This is a genomic window from Pseudoalteromonas sp. NSLLW24 (assembly GCF_015864725.1).
Classification (GTDB): domain Bacteria; phylum Pseudomonadota; class Gammaproteobacteria; order Enterobacterales; family Alteromonadaceae; genus Pseudoalteromonas; species Pseudoalteromonas arctica.
Genome location: NZ_JADYWQ010000019.1, coordinates 1 through 14,877 on the forward strand (window position 1 = coordinate 1; position 14,877 = coordinate 14,877).

A 14,877-nucleotide genomic window follows, 5' to 3' on the forward strand; every position below is an offset into this window, starting at 1 on the left:
TAAAGTAGATATTACTTAGAAAGACTTAAAAAATATTATCAGATATTTTCCAAATTCAGTTAGTGCGTAGCGATACGGATTAACGCCCAAATTTGCTTGGTGACAATAGCGTTTTGGACCCACCTGACTCCATGCCGAACTCAGTAGTGAAACGAAACAGCGCCGATGATAGTGTAGCATTTGCTATGTGAAAGTAGGACATTACCAGGCTTCAAATTGTAGAAAGCCCGAATCTAACGATTCGGGCTTTTTTACGTCTGCAGAAAAGTGAAATGTGCGCAATTAACACACACTCACATCAACACACATCACGTAGGTCGGGCGAGCGTAGCGACTCCCGACGCTGATATACTGCGTAGCGTACCGATTTTATATTGTAGAGCGTCCGAATCTAATGATTCGGGCTTTTTACGTCTACAAAAAAGTGATTCAGGTATTCCTCTATAGCGGAGCGTCTCTTAGTGAATAATTCACTTAATTTAACGAGTTAAAGTGCTCGCTGATGCGAGCGTAGCGACTCCCAACGTTAAAATCACATCGAGAATAACTACAGTTTTCTTATTTCACGAGCTGGGTTACCCGCTACTACAGTATTAGGCATTACACTTTTAGTAACGAAAGCACCCGCAGCCACAACACTATTTTCATCAATACTCACACCCGCTAAAATAATTACACCTGCGTCAACCCATACGTTATTGTCTAACGCGATAGGTGCTGCAAAGTTTTCCTTATTAAGCCTTTTTGCTGGATTAGTAGCATGTGACACAGCTAAGAGCTGAACGTTCGGGCCAATTAAGCAGTCATCACAAATGGTGATTAAGTAATTGGCCAATGGCTAGTTGAGGTGTGTAATTAATATTTATAAAAGTAGGATTGTTAATGAAGGCTGAGATATTTAGTCGTTAATCGCTATTTAGTAGTTTTACCTAGTTGTCTTGTTCTAAATTTTATATAGATACTTCTAATAAAGTACTTAAGAAAACTGTACCATTACAGATGTTTTAAAATAACTATAACGAGAAACATATGAAATTATTAACTGCAGCAACTTTAATAGTTGCTTCATCGACAGCTTTTGCACGCCCTGCACCGCTAGTGTCTATTCCTACTCATGATGCCTTTTTTAATAGTATTGCAGCGCATTGCGGTAAAGCTTTTGAAGGTGAAGTAGCGGTAGATAACGCGAAAGGGCCAAGCTCATTTACAGATAAAAAGCTGGTTATGCATGTACGTAAATGTAGCGAGACTGAGTTACAAGTGCCGTTTCATGTAGGAGACGATGCATCACGTACGTGGATCATAACTAAAACGGGTAGTGGCTTGAGTTTAAAGCACGATCATCGTCATAAAGATGGAACAGACGACGCATCAACTATGTATGGTGGCCATACGCTTGATGCAGGGTTCGCGCAAATGCAGTCGTTTCCAGCAGACCAATACTCTAAAGAGTTATTCGTGAAAGAAGGCATTGCACAGTCTGTAGGTAATACATGGCAAATGTATATTTACCCAGAAGTATTTACTTATCGATTAATTCGCCAAGGACGTGAGTTTAAGGTGGATTTTGATTTAACTAAACCGATTACTCCACCATCAGCACCTTGGGGTTATAAAGACTAAGGCTACTTACCCTTGTTTGTATCTTCTTTAGTTTCGCATTGTAGTAAAACACTTAAATCTGGTTGGTAAGCACGTGGTTTTGTTGGAAAGCGCTCGTACTCTTGCACGCCTTCAAGTATTTTCAACATAAAGGTATTGCCGCGGCATAGACGGTCCGCATGGCGTAATAAAAATACACTTTGATTGGTAAAGTGTTTGTAATCGTCTGACTGGATTTCTATTTTATAGTTGTCTTCGCCAATTTTGGTTTGGTAGTAATGCACTTTGTTGTCAAAGTCGTAGAGCTTCTCTGTTTCGGCTTTTTCAGCAAGTGCAGTATTTGCACTTGAAAGGGCCACCAGTGTAGCGCCTATAAATAAGCGTGGTGCGTTTATTCCTTTCATAAAATATATCCTTTAATTTGCGAACTTTATACCCATTAATAAGAGTAATAAGGTCGATTTCTTTACGTATTAGTCTAACACCCAAAAAGGGAAAGTGTGATGTTCAAACAAATAAAACAACTTTTTGCTGTATTCGATGAACAGCAGCCAAGTATGCAAGAGCACGATTTAAAAACAGCTGTTGCTGCATTATTAATTGAAGTTATGCGTGCAGATACCAAGCTTGAACATGATGAACAACAAACCCTGACTGTAACCTTAAAAAAGTATTTTAATTTAACAGATATTGAGGTTAATGAGCTTACTAATAACGCGGCAAGCAGCTTAGATGATTCGATAGATTACTTTCAGTTTTCAAAACAGATTAATGAGCATTGCAGCGCGGCGCAGCGAATAGAAATAATAGAGTTATTATGGCGCTTAGCGTATGCCGATGGAGAAATAGATCCCCAAGAAGACTACGTAATACGTAAAGTAGCAGGGCTTTTATATGTAACGCATACCGATTTTATCGCCGCAAAACTCGCGGCGACAAAGTAATTAGTTATTTAGGCGTGCAGGTTATCTTAACTTACTTGCAACGCTTACTAACTGATGAGCAAGCGCCAATACTCGCTCTGCAGTAACAGGTTCATTAATTTGCCCATTTTCATCAAACAATGTGTGTACAGCGGGTACTGCAAGTTGATCGGCAAGCACTAACGATCCAATACCACTTAATATATCACGTACATGATTTAAACCGCGTAACCCACCAAGTCCACCTGGTGATGCTGAAAACAGCGCCACTACTTTATTACGAAAAGCAGGAACAGCACCTTGCTCTGTGCGCGATGCCCAATCAATCGCATTTTTAAGTGCTGCAGTTATAGAGCCGTTGTACTCTGGGCTTGCTAGTAAAATACCGTCAGCTGCACGTAGTTTGTCTTTTAAAAGCTGTACATCGCCTGGTGTACCTTGCGCTTCAATATCTTCGTTAAATAGTGGGATGTTTAATTCGTTTAGTTTTATTACTTCTACTTCAGCACCTGTTTGTAGAACAAAACGTGCTGCCTCATTAATAATTTTTTGATTAAAGCTTTCTTGTCGAAGACTTCCTGCTAGGGCGATAATTTTTGGTACTGACATGCTAGTGACCTTTTAGTGTTTAAACTTACAACGCTAATGTAGCAAAATTTTGCTTGTAGAAAACCCCAATAAACGCAACACTTGTGTGCGTAAATGCACATAAGTATAAGGTAAGCAGCATGGCGATAAAATTTGAAGATTGGCAAGACGTTAAAGTAGCGTTTGAAGTAGCACGATTAGGCACGTTAACGGCGGCAGCAGAAGAGCTTAATGTGCACCACAGCACAGTACTTAGGAGAATTAATAATCTTGAAAAAAACTTAAATGCACGCCTTTTTCATCGCCATGCCCGTGGTTACAAGGTTACTGAAATTGGCACCAAGTTATTTGCAACAGCACAAACTATCCATAGCTCCTTAGAGCAGTTACATAACGATATAGCAGCAGCCGATAGCACCCTTAGAGGGAGTTTATTACTAACGACGGTAAGTGGTTTTATGGATGTACTTGGTGATGTATGTGAGCAATTTCAGTCGCTACATCCACAAGTGCAGCTTGAGGTTATTTTAGAACAAAAAAGATTAAGACTCGATCACGGACAAGCACATATTGCAGTGCGTGCAGGCCCAAGACCAGATGAAGGCGATTATATTGCTCAGCATTTGGCGCAGCTTTCATCGGGTTTATACGCTAATAAACGTTACATTAATAAATACGGCATGCCTAAATTATTAAGTGATTTACAACAACATAATTTTGTATCAGGTGTGGCGGGTTTTAATGCCCGCGTGCCTTATTTTGCATGGGCTGATGAACATATTCCTGCATCGCAAATAAAGCTGCGAGTGTCCGAAACCTCAGAAGCAACTCGTGCAATAATTAAAGGGCTAGGTATTGGCGGATTACAACATGATGTGGCAGCGCAATATTCTGATTTAGTACCTATATTGCACAGTGATTTAAGCTGGCCTACCGATGTATGGTTAGTCACGCATCACTTAGTACATCGCACTGCTAAAGTACAAGCTTTTGCAGGATTGTTGAAAACACACTTTAGTAAGTTAGCTGCTAATCAATAATTTTAGCTGTGTTTTGAATGATTATAGTGTTTTTTTTACTTCTATCCCTAGGCGTTTAGCCAAGCGTACTAAGTTAGCTCTATCTAATTCAAGCACTCTTGCTGCTGCTGACCAGTTGTAGTTATGCTTCTTTAATTGCTCAGTAATTACGTTGTATTGCAACGATTCTACAGCTTGCTTTAAAGGTTGGTTGATTAAGGTGTTGGTTGTAATTTGGCTTGCTACTAGAGAGTTTTGTGGCGCACTTGGGGTTAAATCACAGTGCTCGCTTGTAATGGTTATTATTGGATTTTGCCATTGGCTTTGTTTTGCTTTTAGGGCGCTGCGGCTAATGACATGTTCAAGCTCGCGAACGTTACCTGGCCAGTTGTACTGATTAAGCAGTACTTGCGCTTCAGGGCTTAGTTTTAATTGTTTTATCCCTAATTTACGGGCTGTTTGCTCAATAAAATAACCAGCTAAGAGTGTTATGTCGTGCTCGCGTTTACTAAGTGGTGGCACAGTAATAGGGTAGACACTGAGGCGATGGTATAAATCGGCTCTAAAGCGACCTTGAGCTACTTCTTCTTTTAAATTTCTGTTGGTTGCGGCAACTACGCGTACATCTACGTACTTTGGCGTGTCTTCTCCTACCGTTTGTATTTCGCCACTTTGTAGCACTCGTAATAGTTTACTTTGCATGGTCAGGGGCAGTTCGCCTATTTCATCTAAAAATAACGTGCCGCCATCAGCTAATTGAAATTTACCTTGGCGCGAATTTTGTGCGCCTGTAAAAGCCCCTTTCGCATGACCAAAAAATTCACTTTCAGCAAGGTTCTCAGGAAGCGATGCACAATTTAAGTGAATAAGCGGTTGATCTTTTCGAGCTGAATTTAAGTGAATATTACGCGCTACAAGCTCTTTCCCTACTCCTGTTTCACCTAATATAAGCACGCTAAAGTTAGATGCTGCAACGAGTTTAATTTCGTTTTTAAGTGTTTGCATTAGCGGACTTTGACCAATAATTTCACCGCCATCTCGTGTTAACGCTTCACGATTTAGTTCTTGCACTAATGCACTTGAGTGCTGTGCATGCTGTTTGTAATGGGCAAGCTCTAAAGCTGTTTTAAAGTGCGCACTACACAGTGTTTGTAAAGTATTGAGTGTATCAGCGCTTATGCTGTTAAATGCATTGGCGTTAAGGCTATCAAACGTAAGTACGCCAAGTAGCGCGTTTTTATCATAAAGAGGTAAACCTAAACATGCATGTACCGGTATGTCGCCGGTTTTAGCTAATAGCAATCCGTCGTATGGATCGGGTAGTGGGCAGTCGTGCGCAAATTGTAGCGCGAGTGTGCTTTTGCAAATAGCTTCTAGACGAGGGTGTTCTACTATCTTAAATCGCCTGCCAAGACTGTCGGACATTAATCCTTTAATTGCCAGTGGTTTTAATTGCTCACCCTGAAGCACTAATAACGCGCTTGCATCACTAGGAATCACCCGCTCAACCGTTGCTAGTAATTGATCAAAGCTATGCTCGTGTAGTGTACTTTGAGCAAGCTCTAGAGCAACTTGTGTAAGGTTGAATTGCTGGTTCATGTCAAAATGACCTGTTTGTGTTCTTATGAGTTAATTTATAGTAGGTCATAAAGACTCATACTGTAAAGTGGTTTAATTTAACTTATTGAATTTAATTAATTAAATTTGTTGGCACAGTATGTGTAATAGCTAAGTAACGTAGTTAGTTACAGAGATCGCCATGAACACACTAATGCTGAATAATTTAAATAATCAAACACAGTTTAGTTCACTATACGAAACAGTATTATTTGCTGCCAATACTGCATTAGCTGTGAGTTTAGTGTGTATTACGGCAAGTATTTTAATTAGCTACCCGTTTGCTGAGTACTTTTCCATGGCGGTGCAAGTATCAGCTCATATTGGCACTATTGTTATTGCTGCTATTTTAAAAGTAAGTTACGTACTGCGCTGTGTTGCACAACATGGTTTAGGGCAGGAGGTACGATAATGCGCCCTATAAACTTAACTGAGCCAATGCCAGCACGCGTTGCTATTCATCAAGTATCTCAATGGCCATTATGGATGCTCGCTTTTAGACCTTTCTTTTTAGGCGGTGGCTTATTGGCATTTTTGTCGGTGGGGTATTGGCTACTTATTTTAACAGGCCATGCAAGTTGGCACTTATCGATACCTGCGACATTATGGCACGCGCACGAAATGCTGTTTGGCTTTGCAGGAGTTGTAGCTGTTGGCTTTTTACTTACCGCTGCACAAACATGGACAGGCGTGCCGAGCATAAGTGGCAAAGCCCTTATGTGGCTTACGTTTATATGGCTTGCAGCGCGCTTAGCTTTTTTTGTGATATTGCCTGATATTGCTCATTTTAATTTATATGCTGCACTTACATTACAAGTTATTTGGTGGTTAGGCGCCATAGCCGCGTTGGCTAATATGTTATTAAAAGCCAATAGCAAAAGTAACTATCCGTTTTTAGCTATTTTGGCTGTGCTTTGTGGGCTCAATGTATTGTATTTAATACTCATTTTACAGAAAAACATGCAGCTTGCACTTGGTGTGGTTGATACCGCAGTACTAGTAATTACTTTACTAGTTGGCATTGTTGCGGGTCGCGTTTTACCATTTTTTACCGCTAAAGGTCTAGGTTTAACCGCACAAGTTCGCACTCCTAAAATAGATAAAGCGGTGATGTATTTATCTATTTTGGCTATCACTTTATTTTTCATCAACAAGTTGTTTTTGAACACGATTAATCCTGCGTTAGTTGTTGCAACTGTTGCTGCGCTTCACCTGGTCAGGGCTGGTTTTTGGTGGGATAGCAAGGTATTGAGAGTGCCGTTGTTATGGTCTTTACATTTTTCCTACTTAGCGTTAGGCGTAGGGTTAATGATGGTTGCATTTAGCTTTTATAGCAGTGCAATACAATTTAAAGATGCGCTGCACTTAATCACTATTGGCACAATAGGTATGATGATTTTAGCAATGATGACGCGTGTATCACATGGTCATACAGGGCGTACACTCGCTATTCCTCATTACATGGCTGTTGCTTTTGCGTTTTTGCTTGTGGCCGCTATTACTCGTTCATTACTCCCTTTTATTATTGGGCCTCACCTTGCTTGGCAAATAAGTGCTTTGCTGTGGTTAGTGGCTTTTTCATTATTTTTAATTCACTGCACACCTATATTAACGCGGCGTCGTGTTGATGGGCGTCGTGGTTAGTTCATCCATAGGAAACACATATGTTATCTGATAAAACCATTGAGATTGTAAAAAGCACAGTTCCGTTATTAGCGCAGGCGGGTACGGTTGTTACCGATCATTTTTATAAGCGTTTATTTAGCCATAATCCTGAGCTTAAAAATATTTTTAATATGGCGAATCAAGATACAGGTCGTCAGCAATTTGCACTTTTTAATGCATTGGCTGCGTATGCACAAAATATTGATAATTTAGCCGTATTAAAAGAAGCGCTAACACGTATTAATCATAAGCATACAAGCTTGAATATTTTACCTGAGCATTACCCTATTGTAGGTGCACACTTAATTGGTACGCTTAAAGAGCTTATTCCTGAGCAATTTACTCCCGATGTTGAATACGCTTGGCGCGAAGCTTACGGCGTACTTGCTGATATTTGTATAACCGAAGAAGCTGCTTTGTATGAGCACAGTAAAAATAAACACGGTGGTTGGGCGGGAACTCGCCAATTTGAAATAACCAACAAACAGGCTGAATCAGAACTAGTAACGAGTTTTACACTTACGCCAGTTGATGGCGAAGCTGTTATTACACATAAACCAGGGCAGTATTTAGGTATTAAAGTTAAGCCAGAGGGCGCTGAATATGAAGAAATTCGCCAGTATTCTATTTCACAAAAAAGTAACGCTAAAAACTACCGTATTAGTGTTAAAAAAGAGCTACAGCCAAAGCCTGGCATGGTGTCTAATTATTTACACTCATTAGAGCAGGGCACTATTGTTGAGCTATACCCGCCGGCAGGAGACTTCTTTTTACGTAATAATACAAGTCCAGCGGTACTCATTTCAGCAGGTGTTGGGCAAACGCCAATGCTAGCAATGCTCGAAACGTTATTAAGCGATAACTCTAATCAAAATATTATGTATTTACATGCCTGCGAAAATACTCAGCAGCATTCGTTTTCAAAATATTTAAATGATTTAGCAACGAAAAATAACCATTTGCAAACAATGACCTGGTTTAATCAAGCGACAGAGGGCGCTGACTTTACTGGGTTAATGAACCTAAACGCAGTACAAGCACAGCTACCATTGAGTCATGGCGACTTTTACTTATGTGGTCCTGCCGGTTTTATGGCATTTATAAAAAACCAGTTACTTGAGTTAGGTGTTAAAAACGAGCAGATTCATTATGAAGTGTTTGGTCCGCATCAAGACTTGTAATAACGCTTTAAAATAGAAAAAGGCGCGCAGCGATATGCTGCGCGCCTTTTTTATTAATTTATAAACATTAATAAAGTGCCTTATAACTCTTTACAGGTAACACCTTCAAGTACTGTAGTAAGCTCTTTTTTAGGATAGTAAAGCTCGCATTGGTTATTACGTAGTTGCAAAATAAACTTCTCAGATTTTATATTATGCGCGCCCATAATTACTCTGCCATCAGACCCTTTACTCATTGCATGATCAATTAGCAGTTCGCTACGTTTAGTAAATACCGAATCGGCAAGTGTTACTAATGTGCCTCCCTTAGCTTGTTGAATTGCCTGTTGTAGTGTTGTAATAACGCTGGGATTAACGCTCGTTAATATAGCGGGTTTAGCAGGCTCACTATTTACACTTTGGCATCCGCCTAAAGCGAGCAAGGTGGCTAATGGGAGTAATAATTTAGCCATTACCTTTCCTCACCCAGCGTTGGCCAAGTTAAGTCCATATTACGCTGGGTAAATTGCTCAGGCATATTTAAAGGAATGAGAGATTCACGAGAGCTTGAAAAATTAGCTGGCTCTGCTTTTGCAGCAGCCGTTCTAACTGGACAACTGCCATTTTCAACATGAAATAATGCGGTGGCTAAAACGGCCTCGTCACTGTCGCCTAACTGATGATCAAAGTCGTCCTCAATTTCACAACCTTGAACATCAGCATCAAATTGTGGCGTAGGGGTTGGTGTAAAACCCGCAGCGTATTCGCCAAATCCTTTGCTATTTACGCCACTAAATTGAATAGTGTAATAGGTTGTTGCGCAGTTATGAGTTGGGGTAAAGCCATAGGGCTTACCGCAGGTTGTGTCGCCAATTAAAATAACTTCTGCGTCTATACCTTTTAAACCATTAATAAAAGCTTCTGATGCCGAACAGGTGCCTGATGTGCTTAATACATAAACCTTCGATAGGTTTAAATCAGGTAGGTTTTCACCTGTGCTAAAAAAAGTAGAGTAATCTATTTCTTCATCAATAAATGGGAAGGGCGAATCAACGGGTTGTTTATCGTTTTGTTGAGTTTGATAATAAAAGCGGTTGTTAACGTTGGCATTACCGGCAACCATATAAGCTAATTGTGCCGACAGTGCTAATAAACCACCACCGTTATATCTAAAGTCGATTACAAGCTCATCAATACCATCGGTTTTAAACTTATTTACCGCATCAATAAGTCCTTCTTGGGCAATGCTTATATGGCTATTAAATTGCATGTAACCCACGCTTGAACCATTTGCGGTTGTAATCGTTTTAACATTTTGAACAGGTGTTTGTTCAATATTACCAGCGGTTACATTAAATGTTTTTTCGGCGCCATCGTTACTGCGTACAACAATAGTATGTGAGTCGCCGTTAGTAGGACTAAATAAACCTTCGTTAAGCGTATCTACACCCGACTCTGTATTGGTATTAATGCTAACACCGTCAACTGAAAGTACAGTATCACCACGTTGAAAGCCTATTTGGCTTGCAGGTGAATCATCTTCAAGATAAGCGACGCGTAAAATACGGTCGGCTGTATCGCCAATAAATGCCCAATTTATACCGTAACCAGAAGTAACGCCCGATTGCGCTTCTTGAAAGTAATCTTCAGTAGGTTCTGAAAAATGAAAGTTATCTTTTTTTGCCCCTGAGTCGGTAAGCTGCTCTGTTTTTAATTGAGCGAAGTAATCGGCTACTGTTGTAAAGCTTTCAGGGTCGTTATCGGCAATCTCATCATACCAAAGGTATGTTTCGTCGCTCCAAGAGCGAAGCCAAAGCTTTTCATAAAGGGCAGAACCCGCTTGATCTGGGTAGGGGTTGTTGTTATTAAAGGGATCGTTACCCGTACGAGGGGTTTCGCAAAAGTTTTTTAAATCGTTAGAGGGCTCAAATACCGCCGCTGTCCATGTTGGGCTGCTACTAACAGGTGTTGTAACTATAGGCGTGGTAACTACAGGAGCAGAGTCGATACCGCCTCCGCCGCCACAACCCGTTAAAGCAAAGCCCGAAAGTGCTGCAAAAATGGCAAGCGAGGTTTTATTATTTTTAAACATAGTTAAGGACTTTCTGTAAATAAGTTGTTTAAAATATTACAACACTCGCTCGTTTATTCAACATTTATAACTTTGATTTATGTAAATGAGTGTTAAAGCTTAGAGCTTGCTCGCACTACTTGTATCTGCAAATGCTTGCTTTTTCCACGCATTAAATAACTTTTGCTGTTTATCAGAGATTTTTAAACCGTATGTTTTCTGCATGTAAGCGTAAGTGTCGGCTATACGTTTACGTGCATAGACAGGCGGTTCAACTACACGTTGCTTAAAGTTTACTTTTACTTCGCAGCGACCATACTGTGTGGCGTTTTCGCTAAGCATGCCAAAACGATAATTAGAGCGATCGGCATTAATTTCGCCAATAGCTGGCGCTAAGTTATTTATATCAGCTTCCATTTTTCTAAATTTAGCACTTACTTTACGGCAGTTTTTACGTCCGCCATCTTGCCAACATTGTAGCTGATGACCAAATTCCCACGCCGGAACAATATGTTCCCACTCAATGCGTAGTGCTCGCACATTTACTTTGCCTGAGCGGGTAAGTGTATTTCGAGGAATGTAACCACAGTTAGAAGGATCAGGAATGAGTTTTTTGCCTTCTTTTTTAATATCACAACCGCAGTAAATACTTTTGGCGTTGTCAGGGAGGGTTTTAATTAAATGTCTTTTAGCCGTTGAAAAACGGGTAAATTGTTCGGCAGATACCGAAAAACACACACAACAAGCCAGTAAGGCCAGAATAAATCGAGTCATATCCATCACAAATGTGAACTACAGGAACAGGCAGTTTAAAGCCTTGAAGATAAAAGATAAAGTTAACTTAAGGCCTGCACTTATATTACTAAAAAGTGTCCGATTAATTTTTTATTCAAAGTTATTTTCACTATTCATTTATTTCTTACTATTTATCGTATTTTAACCACACAAGATTATACGTTAAGGAGTATGCTTAAAGCTTACTCAATATGGGGATTTGGATTGCAAATGAAATTTGTTGATTATTATGCAGTGCTTGGAATATCGCCTGATGCAGACGATAAAGCGGTTAAAGTAGCTTATAAAAAGTTAGCCAGAAAATATCACCCAGATGTAAGCAAAGAGCCTCAAGCAGAAGATAAGTTTAAAGAAATAGCAGAAGCTTACGAAGTCATTCATAACAAAGAAGAACGCACTAAATATGACGAGTTACGTCGTCACCAACAAAATCGTGCTCGTCAACAGCAAGGTAATTATGGTGGTAACAATGCTTCATCGCAAAGTAATTATCAGCAAAGCGATCCTCAAACCGATCAAGAGTTTTCTGATTTTGTTAATTCAATGTTTGGCGGCGCCGGTGGATTCAATCGTTCCGGGCAGGGCAGAAGTAACGCCGCTCGCGCGCAAAAAGGACAAGATGTGGAAATAGAGTTCCCGATTTTTCTTGAAGAGACTTTAGTTGATACCGTTAAGCCTGTTGAGTTTATGTTACCGCAGCGAGATAGTAGTGGTCGTGTCTCTGAAATTAAAAAATCACTTAAAGTGAAAATTCCCGCAGGTTCAGTAAATGGCGAACGAATTCGACTAAAAGGGCAAGGCGGATTAGGGTCAGCGAACGGGCAAAATGGCGATTTGTACTTACAAATTAGTTTAGTGCCCCACCCATTATTTGATGTTGAAGGTCATAACCTAAATATAGTCGTCCCTCTTGCACCATGGGAAGCGGCTCTTGGTACAAAAATAAATTTACCTACGTTGGCAGGCAAAATCCAATTAACTATTCCATCTAATAGTCAGTCTGGTCAACGCTTGCGTATTAAAGGTAAGGGATTAATGAGTAAAAAAGCCAAAGGTGATTTATTTGCTGTGCTTAAAATTGTTAATCCAACATCTGTTGATGATACCAGTAAAAAACTTTGGGAAGAATTAGCCGAAAAAGCTCACTTTGATCCCCGTAATAACTGGAGCAAGCCATAATGCAAATTATCGTGACACAAAAAGATGATTTACTTACTAGCAAAGAGCTATGTTTGAGTAGTGATATTAGCGAAGCAATTTTATATGAGCTAGTTGAGCACAATATTGCGGTTCCAATTGAGGGGAAGCATGTTACGCAGTGGCAATTTACGGTATCGGCAGTGACCTTAGTTAAAAAAGCGGCCCGTATTCAACATGACTTTTCGTTAGATTGGTCGGCAATAGCTTTAGTTTTACAATTGCTGGATGAGCGTGATGAGTTGATTTTCGAAAACGAAATGTTAAAGCGACATTTGAGTCGATTTAAACACTTGGAATAAAATCTGCCCTTGGGTACTTCCTCGGGCTTATTTACTCTTTGGTGAGAGTGCGCTAGTTCTTAAAAACCAATATGACTACTTTGATTTATTCTTACTTTTAATTCGGATAAATCGTTTTAGTCGTATGTTTTGCATAAGTAGTAATATTCCACTTAGGCAAAAAAGTACGCTGGTTGCTGCAAAACTAATAAGCAGCGGATTATTAAAATCCTCTCGCTCATCGTAATCCATAATATGTAACATCCAAAAAAAGTCGAAAATTCGCCATAGTGTGCTGCGAACGGTGATAACTTTGCCGTTATTTTCTGACAAATACAGTGTTGTGTTAAATGTGTCGTCAAATTGTACCTGCCAAACATTGGTTTTATATCCAACTTCTCGCATACCTTGCTTTAGCAGTACAGCGCTTGTCACTTGATCATCAATAAGTAAGTGTGCTTTAGCATTTGCGGTAATTTGTATTTTAGTTGGCGGCTCAAAAGGTCGGCCTGTTATACCGTTAAAGCTTTGCTGTTCATCTTTATTTATTACTGTAATTATAGGTGTGGTTAAAAAGTTCTCAAAAATTATTTGTGTTGGATTAACCACCTGAGATGCAATATCGTCAAGGGAGGCAACATAATCAGCCTGCGTAAATGGGTTATTAAGAGTACGTGTTGCAAGATGCTCCCCATGAACTTTATCAAGAGGGATAGCGCTCATTACTAAACCACCTAATAGCCAAGCTAAAATTTGTAATGCGAGCAAATAACCGAGCCATTTATGTAACTTGCGAGCATACTTAAATATTTTTTTATTCATGTTTTAGTCTTATTATTTTTAGAGGCTAGTTTATTACATTAATGGGATTAGTTACTGCGACATTTTGTCGCAGTTTAAACTATAGCTTACTGTAATCATTTAAAAATAAAAAAGATTACACTTAAATTGCTAACATGACTTATTTGTTAATTGAGCTGAGTGTTTGATATCCAGCTAGCTTTAAACGCTAAAAAATACTTAAAAGCTGCGAAATATCTATATAAAGTGGTTAATAGAGCATAGTTGATTTGGTATAACGGTAAAACTGCGTTAAAGTTTGCAATGAAATTATTAGAGGATAAATACGAAACGATGTCGGAAATTCAATTTTTAAATGTAGATCTTGAGCTTGAATCAAAGCAAGATATTAGTTTGCTAGTGGCAGACTTGAAAAAAGTCGCGACGATTTTACATTATGACAAAGACGAATACCGTCAATTAGCGCGTATTGAAGCAACAGGTGTAGTAAACACGCCTGACAAAGCAATAAACCATATATGTGAGCTTATTGAATCGTGTTCGCGTAACGCGCTAAAACAATGGTTAAGCTGTTCACGTAGAACGTTTGATATTGGTTTTGAATCAGGCACTTCACCTAAGTGCTTTAATCAAGCCTTAGATGCAGATACATTATTGCGTATATCTGCGATTGGTGCGGGTATGGAAATTACAATTTACCCAATCGAAAAGTAACTACCTTCGCTCTACGACTGCTGCGGTCATTTTTGATACGCAGCACAGCTCATTGCGGCTATTTGTAATTTTTATTTCCCACACTGAACTACGTTTGCCAATATGAAACGCTCTTGCCGTTGCTGTTAAAGTGCCGTTGCGAGATGCTTTTAAATGACTTGCGCTAATTTCCTGCCCCACGCAGTAAAATTTTGTAAAATCGACAACAAAGTTAGCTGCATAGCTGGCAACTGTTTCGGCAAGTACAACGTTAGCACCGCCGTGAACCATTCCCATTGGGTTATGATGCTCAGGAATTGCCGGCATAGTGGCTACTAAGTAATCATCACCAATTTCAGTGACTTCTATTCCCATGGTTTTCATTAATGTTCCTTGGCCATCAATGCCTTGTTCTAACTGCTTGCACAGCTCTAAAGTGATGGGCTGGTACCAAATACTCATAAT

At 39.6% G+C, this 14,877-nt stretch carries 17 protein-coding genes, 1 rRNA gene and 1 pseudogene; 10 read left to right on the forward strand and 9 right to left on the reverse strand.

The annotated features are described in order from the left end of the window. Positions 1–95 precede the first annotated feature (95 nt). Positions 96–210: ribosomal RNA gene (gene rrf, locus I6E72_RS16600) — 5S ribosomal RNA — on the forward strand. A 337-nt stretch (positions 211–547) separates the two neighbouring features. Here rrf and I6E72_RS16605 read toward each other — a convergent pair. Then, positions 548–884: pseudogene (locus tag I6E72_RS16605) on the reverse strand (DapH/DapD/GlmU-related protein); the annotation flags it as partial. 145 nt (positions 885–1,029) lie between these two features. Between I6E72_RS16605 and I6E72_RS16610 the strand changes: the two are divergent. After that, positions 1,030–1,623, forward strand: coding sequence for a hypothetical protein (locus I6E72_RS16610; protein WP_165722808.1), 594 nt, complete (start codon positions 1,030–1,032; stop codon positions 1,621–1,623). A gap of 2 nt (positions 1,624–1,625) precedes the next feature. Here I6E72_RS16610 and I6E72_RS16615 read toward each other — a convergent pair whose 3' ends face one another. Next, positions 1,626–2,006 (reverse strand): hypothetical protein, encoded by a 381-nt coding sequence (locus I6E72_RS16615; RefSeq protein ID WP_024591701.1) that lies wholly within the window; start codon positions 2,004–2,006, stop codon positions 1,626–1,628. Positions 2,007–2,105: 99 nt separating this feature from the next. On the opposite strand from I6E72_RS16615, the gene I6E72_RS16620 reads away from it, so the two are divergent. Further along, a complete protein-coding gene (locus tag I6E72_RS16620) occupies positions 2,106–2,546 on the forward strand; it encodes a tellurite resistance TerB family protein (RefSeq protein ID WP_165722807.1) in 441 nt (146 codons plus the stop codon). Positions 2,547–2,567: 21 nt separating this feature from the next. Here I6E72_RS16620 and I6E72_RS16625 read toward each other — a convergent pair whose 3' ends face one another. Beyond that, the gene (locus tag I6E72_RS16625; RefSeq protein ID WP_197113236.1) at positions 2,568–3,134 is read right to left on the reverse strand and encodes an NADPH-dependent FMN reductase; all 567 of its coding nucleotides are present in this window, start codon (positions 3,132–3,134) and stop codon (positions 2,568–2,570) included. A gap of 119 nt (positions 3,135–3,253) precedes the next feature. On the opposite strand from I6E72_RS16625, the gene I6E72_RS16630 reads away from it, so the two are divergent. Then, on the forward strand, positions 3,254–4,153 hold the full coding sequence (locus tag I6E72_RS16630; RefSeq protein WP_165722805.1) for a LysR family transcriptional regulator: 900 nt from the start codon (positions 3,254–3,256) through the stop codon (positions 4,151–4,153). 21 nt (positions 4,154–4,174) lie between these two features. Here the strand turns inward: I6E72_RS16630 and norR are convergent, their stop codons facing one another. Further along, on the reverse strand, positions 4,175–5,731 hold the full coding sequence (gene norR, locus I6E72_RS16635; protein ID WP_165722804.1) for a nitric oxide reductase transcriptional regulator NorR: 1,557 nt from the start codon (positions 5,729–5,731) through the stop codon (positions 4,175–4,177). 160 nt (positions 5,732–5,891) lie between these two features. On the opposite strand from norR, the gene I6E72_RS16640 reads away from it, so the two are divergent. Genes I6E72_RS16640 through hmpA form a run of 3 tightly spaced genes read left to right on the forward strand, consistent with a single transcriptional unit; the run spans position 5,892 to position 8,595 of the window. Then, on the forward strand, positions 5,892–6,161 hold the full coding sequence (locus tag I6E72_RS16640; protein ID WP_007584928.1) for a hypothetical protein: 270 nt from the start codon (positions 5,892–5,894) through the stop codon (positions 6,159–6,161). Continuing rightward, positions 6,161–7,393 (forward strand): NnrS family protein, encoded by a 1,233-nt coding sequence (locus I6E72_RS16645; protein WP_165722803.1) that lies wholly within the window; start codon positions 6,161–6,163, stop codon positions 7,391–7,393. Before I6E72_RS16640 ends, I6E72_RS16645 begins: the two co-directional genes overlap by 1 nt. 20 nt (positions 7,394–7,413) lie before the next feature. Beyond that, the gene (gene hmpA / locus I6E72_RS16650) at positions 7,414–8,595 is read left to right on the forward strand and encodes an NO-inducible flavohemoprotein (RefSeq protein WP_197113239.1); all 1,182 of its coding nucleotides are present in this window, start codon (positions 7,414–7,416) and stop codon (positions 8,593–8,595) included. Positions 8,596–8,675: 80 nt separating this feature from the next. Here hmpA and I6E72_RS16655 read toward each other — a convergent pair whose 3' ends face one another. The 3 genes from I6E72_RS16655 to I6E72_RS16665 all read right to left on the reverse strand — a co-directional run bounded on the left by I6E72_RS16655 (position 8,676) and on the right by I6E72_RS16665 (position 11,419). Next, entirely contained in the window at positions 8,676–9,047 is a 372-nt protein-coding gene (locus tag I6E72_RS16655) for a hypothetical protein (RefSeq protein WP_024591696.1), read from the reverse strand. Further along, a complete protein-coding gene (locus I6E72_RS16660; RefSeq protein ID WP_197113242.1) occupies positions 9,047–10,666 on the reverse strand; it encodes a S41 family peptidase in 1,620 nt (539 codons plus the stop codon). Before I6E72_RS16660 ends, I6E72_RS16655 begins: the two co-directional genes overlap by 1 nt. A gap of 99 nt (positions 10,667–10,765) precedes the next feature. Next, positions 10,766–11,419 (reverse strand): endonuclease, encoded by a 654-nt coding sequence (locus tag I6E72_RS16665; RefSeq protein WP_029751433.1) that lies wholly within the window; start codon positions 11,417–11,419, stop codon positions 10,766–10,768. A gap of 231 nt (positions 11,420–11,650) precedes the next feature. On the opposite strand from I6E72_RS16665, the gene I6E72_RS16670 reads away from it, so the two are divergent. Together I6E72_RS16670 and I6E72_RS16675 are read left to right on the forward strand one after the other, a co-directional pair. Continuing rightward, positions 11,651–12,619, forward strand: coding sequence for a DnaJ C-terminal domain-containing protein (locus tag I6E72_RS16670; protein WP_165736135.1), 969 nt, complete (start codon positions 11,651–11,653; stop codon positions 12,617–12,619). Beyond that, positions 12,619–12,939, forward strand: coding sequence for a chaperone modulator CbpM (locus tag I6E72_RS16675; RefSeq protein WP_007584937.1), 321 nt, complete (start codon positions 12,619–12,621; stop codon positions 12,937–12,939). The genes I6E72_RS16670 and I6E72_RS16675 overlap by 1 nt, the downstream gene beginning before the upstream one ends. Before the next feature lie 75 nt (positions 12,940–13,014). On the opposite strand, the gene I6E72_RS16680 is transcribed toward I6E72_RS16675, so the two are convergent. Beyond that, positions 13,015–13,740 (reverse strand): membrane protein, encoded by a 726-nt coding sequence (locus I6E72_RS16680; protein WP_024608687.1) that lies wholly within the window; start codon positions 13,738–13,740, stop codon positions 13,015–13,017. A gap of 312 nt (positions 13,741–14,052) precedes the next feature. On the opposite strand from I6E72_RS16680, the gene I6E72_RS16685 reads away from it, so the two are divergent. Then, positions 14,053–14,433 (forward strand): hypothetical protein, encoded by a 381-nt coding sequence (locus I6E72_RS16685; protein WP_008138697.1) that lies wholly within the window; start codon positions 14,053–14,055, stop codon positions 14,431–14,433. Here I6E72_RS16685 and I6E72_RS16690 read toward each other — a convergent pair whose 3' ends face one another. Then, a complete protein-coding gene (locus tag I6E72_RS16690) occupies positions 14,434–14,874 on the reverse strand; it encodes a PaaI family thioesterase (protein WP_007584940.1) in 441 nt (146 codons plus the stop codon). It abuts the gene before it with no gap. Between the last annotated feature and the right edge of the window lie 3 nt (positions 14,875–14,877).

Coding starts and splice junctions, on each gene's coding strand:
- I6E72_RS16625 (WP_197113236.1), bottom strand. CDS start 3,134: ATGTCAGTACCAAAAATTATCGCCCTAGCAGGAAGTCTTCGACAAGAA.
- I6E72_RS16655 (WP_024591696.1), bottom strand. CDS start 9,047: ATGGCTAAATTATTACTCCCATTAGCCACCTTGCTCGCTTTAGGCGGA.
- I6E72_RS16690 (WP_007584940.1), bottom strand. CDS start 14,874: ATGAGTATTTGGTACCAGCCCATCACTTTAGAGCTGTGCAAGCAGTTA.
- I6E72_RS16680 (WP_024608687.1), bottom strand. CDS start 13,740: ATGAATAAAAAAATATTTAAGTATGCTCGCAAGTTACATAAATGGCTC.
- I6E72_RS16660 (WP_197113242.1), bottom strand. CDS start 10,666: ATGTTTAAAAATAATAAAACCTCGCTTGCCATTTTTGCAGCACTTTCG.
- I6E72_RS16645 (WP_165722803.1), top strand. CDS start 6,161: ATGCGCCCTATAAACTTAACTGAGCCAATGCCAGCACGCGTTGCTATT.
- I6E72_RS16615 (WP_024591701.1), bottom strand. CDS start 2,006: ATGAAAGGAATAAACGCACCACGCTTATTTATAGGCGCTACACTGGTG.
- I6E72_RS16685 (WP_008138697.1), top strand. CDS start 14,053: ATGTCGGAAATTCAATTTTTAAATGTAGATCTTGAGCTTGAATCAAAG.
- I6E72_RS16670 (WP_165736135.1), top strand. CDS start 11,651: ATGAAATTTGTTGATTATTATGCAGTGCTTGGAATATCGCCTGATGCA.
- norR (WP_165722804.1), bottom strand. CDS start 5,731: ATGAACCAGCAATTCAACCTTACACAAGTTGCTCTAGAGCTTGCTCAA.
- I6E72_RS16640 (WP_007584928.1), top strand. CDS start 5,892: ATGAACACACTAATGCTGAATAATTTAAATAATCAAACACAGTTTAGT.
- I6E72_RS16610 (WP_165722808.1), top strand. CDS start 1,030: ATGAAATTATTAACTGCAGCAACTTTAATAGTTGCTTCATCGACAGCT.
- I6E72_RS16665 (WP_029751433.1), bottom strand. CDS start 11,419: ATGACTCGATTTATTCTGGCCTTACTGGCTTGTTGTGTGTGTTTTTCG.
- hmpA (WP_197113239.1), top strand. CDS start 7,414: ATGTTATCTGATAAAACCATTGAGATTGTAAAAAGCACAGTTCCGTTA.
- I6E72_RS16620 (WP_165722807.1), top strand. CDS start 2,106: ATGTTCAAACAAATAAAACAACTTTTTGCTGTATTCGATGAACAGCAG.
- I6E72_RS16675 (WP_007584937.1), top strand. CDS start 12,619: ATGCAAATTATCGTGACACAAAAAGATGATTTACTTACTAGCAAAGAG.
- I6E72_RS16630 (WP_165722805.1), top strand. CDS start 3,254: ATGGCGATAAAATTTGAAGATTGGCAAGACGTTAAAGTAGCGTTTGAA.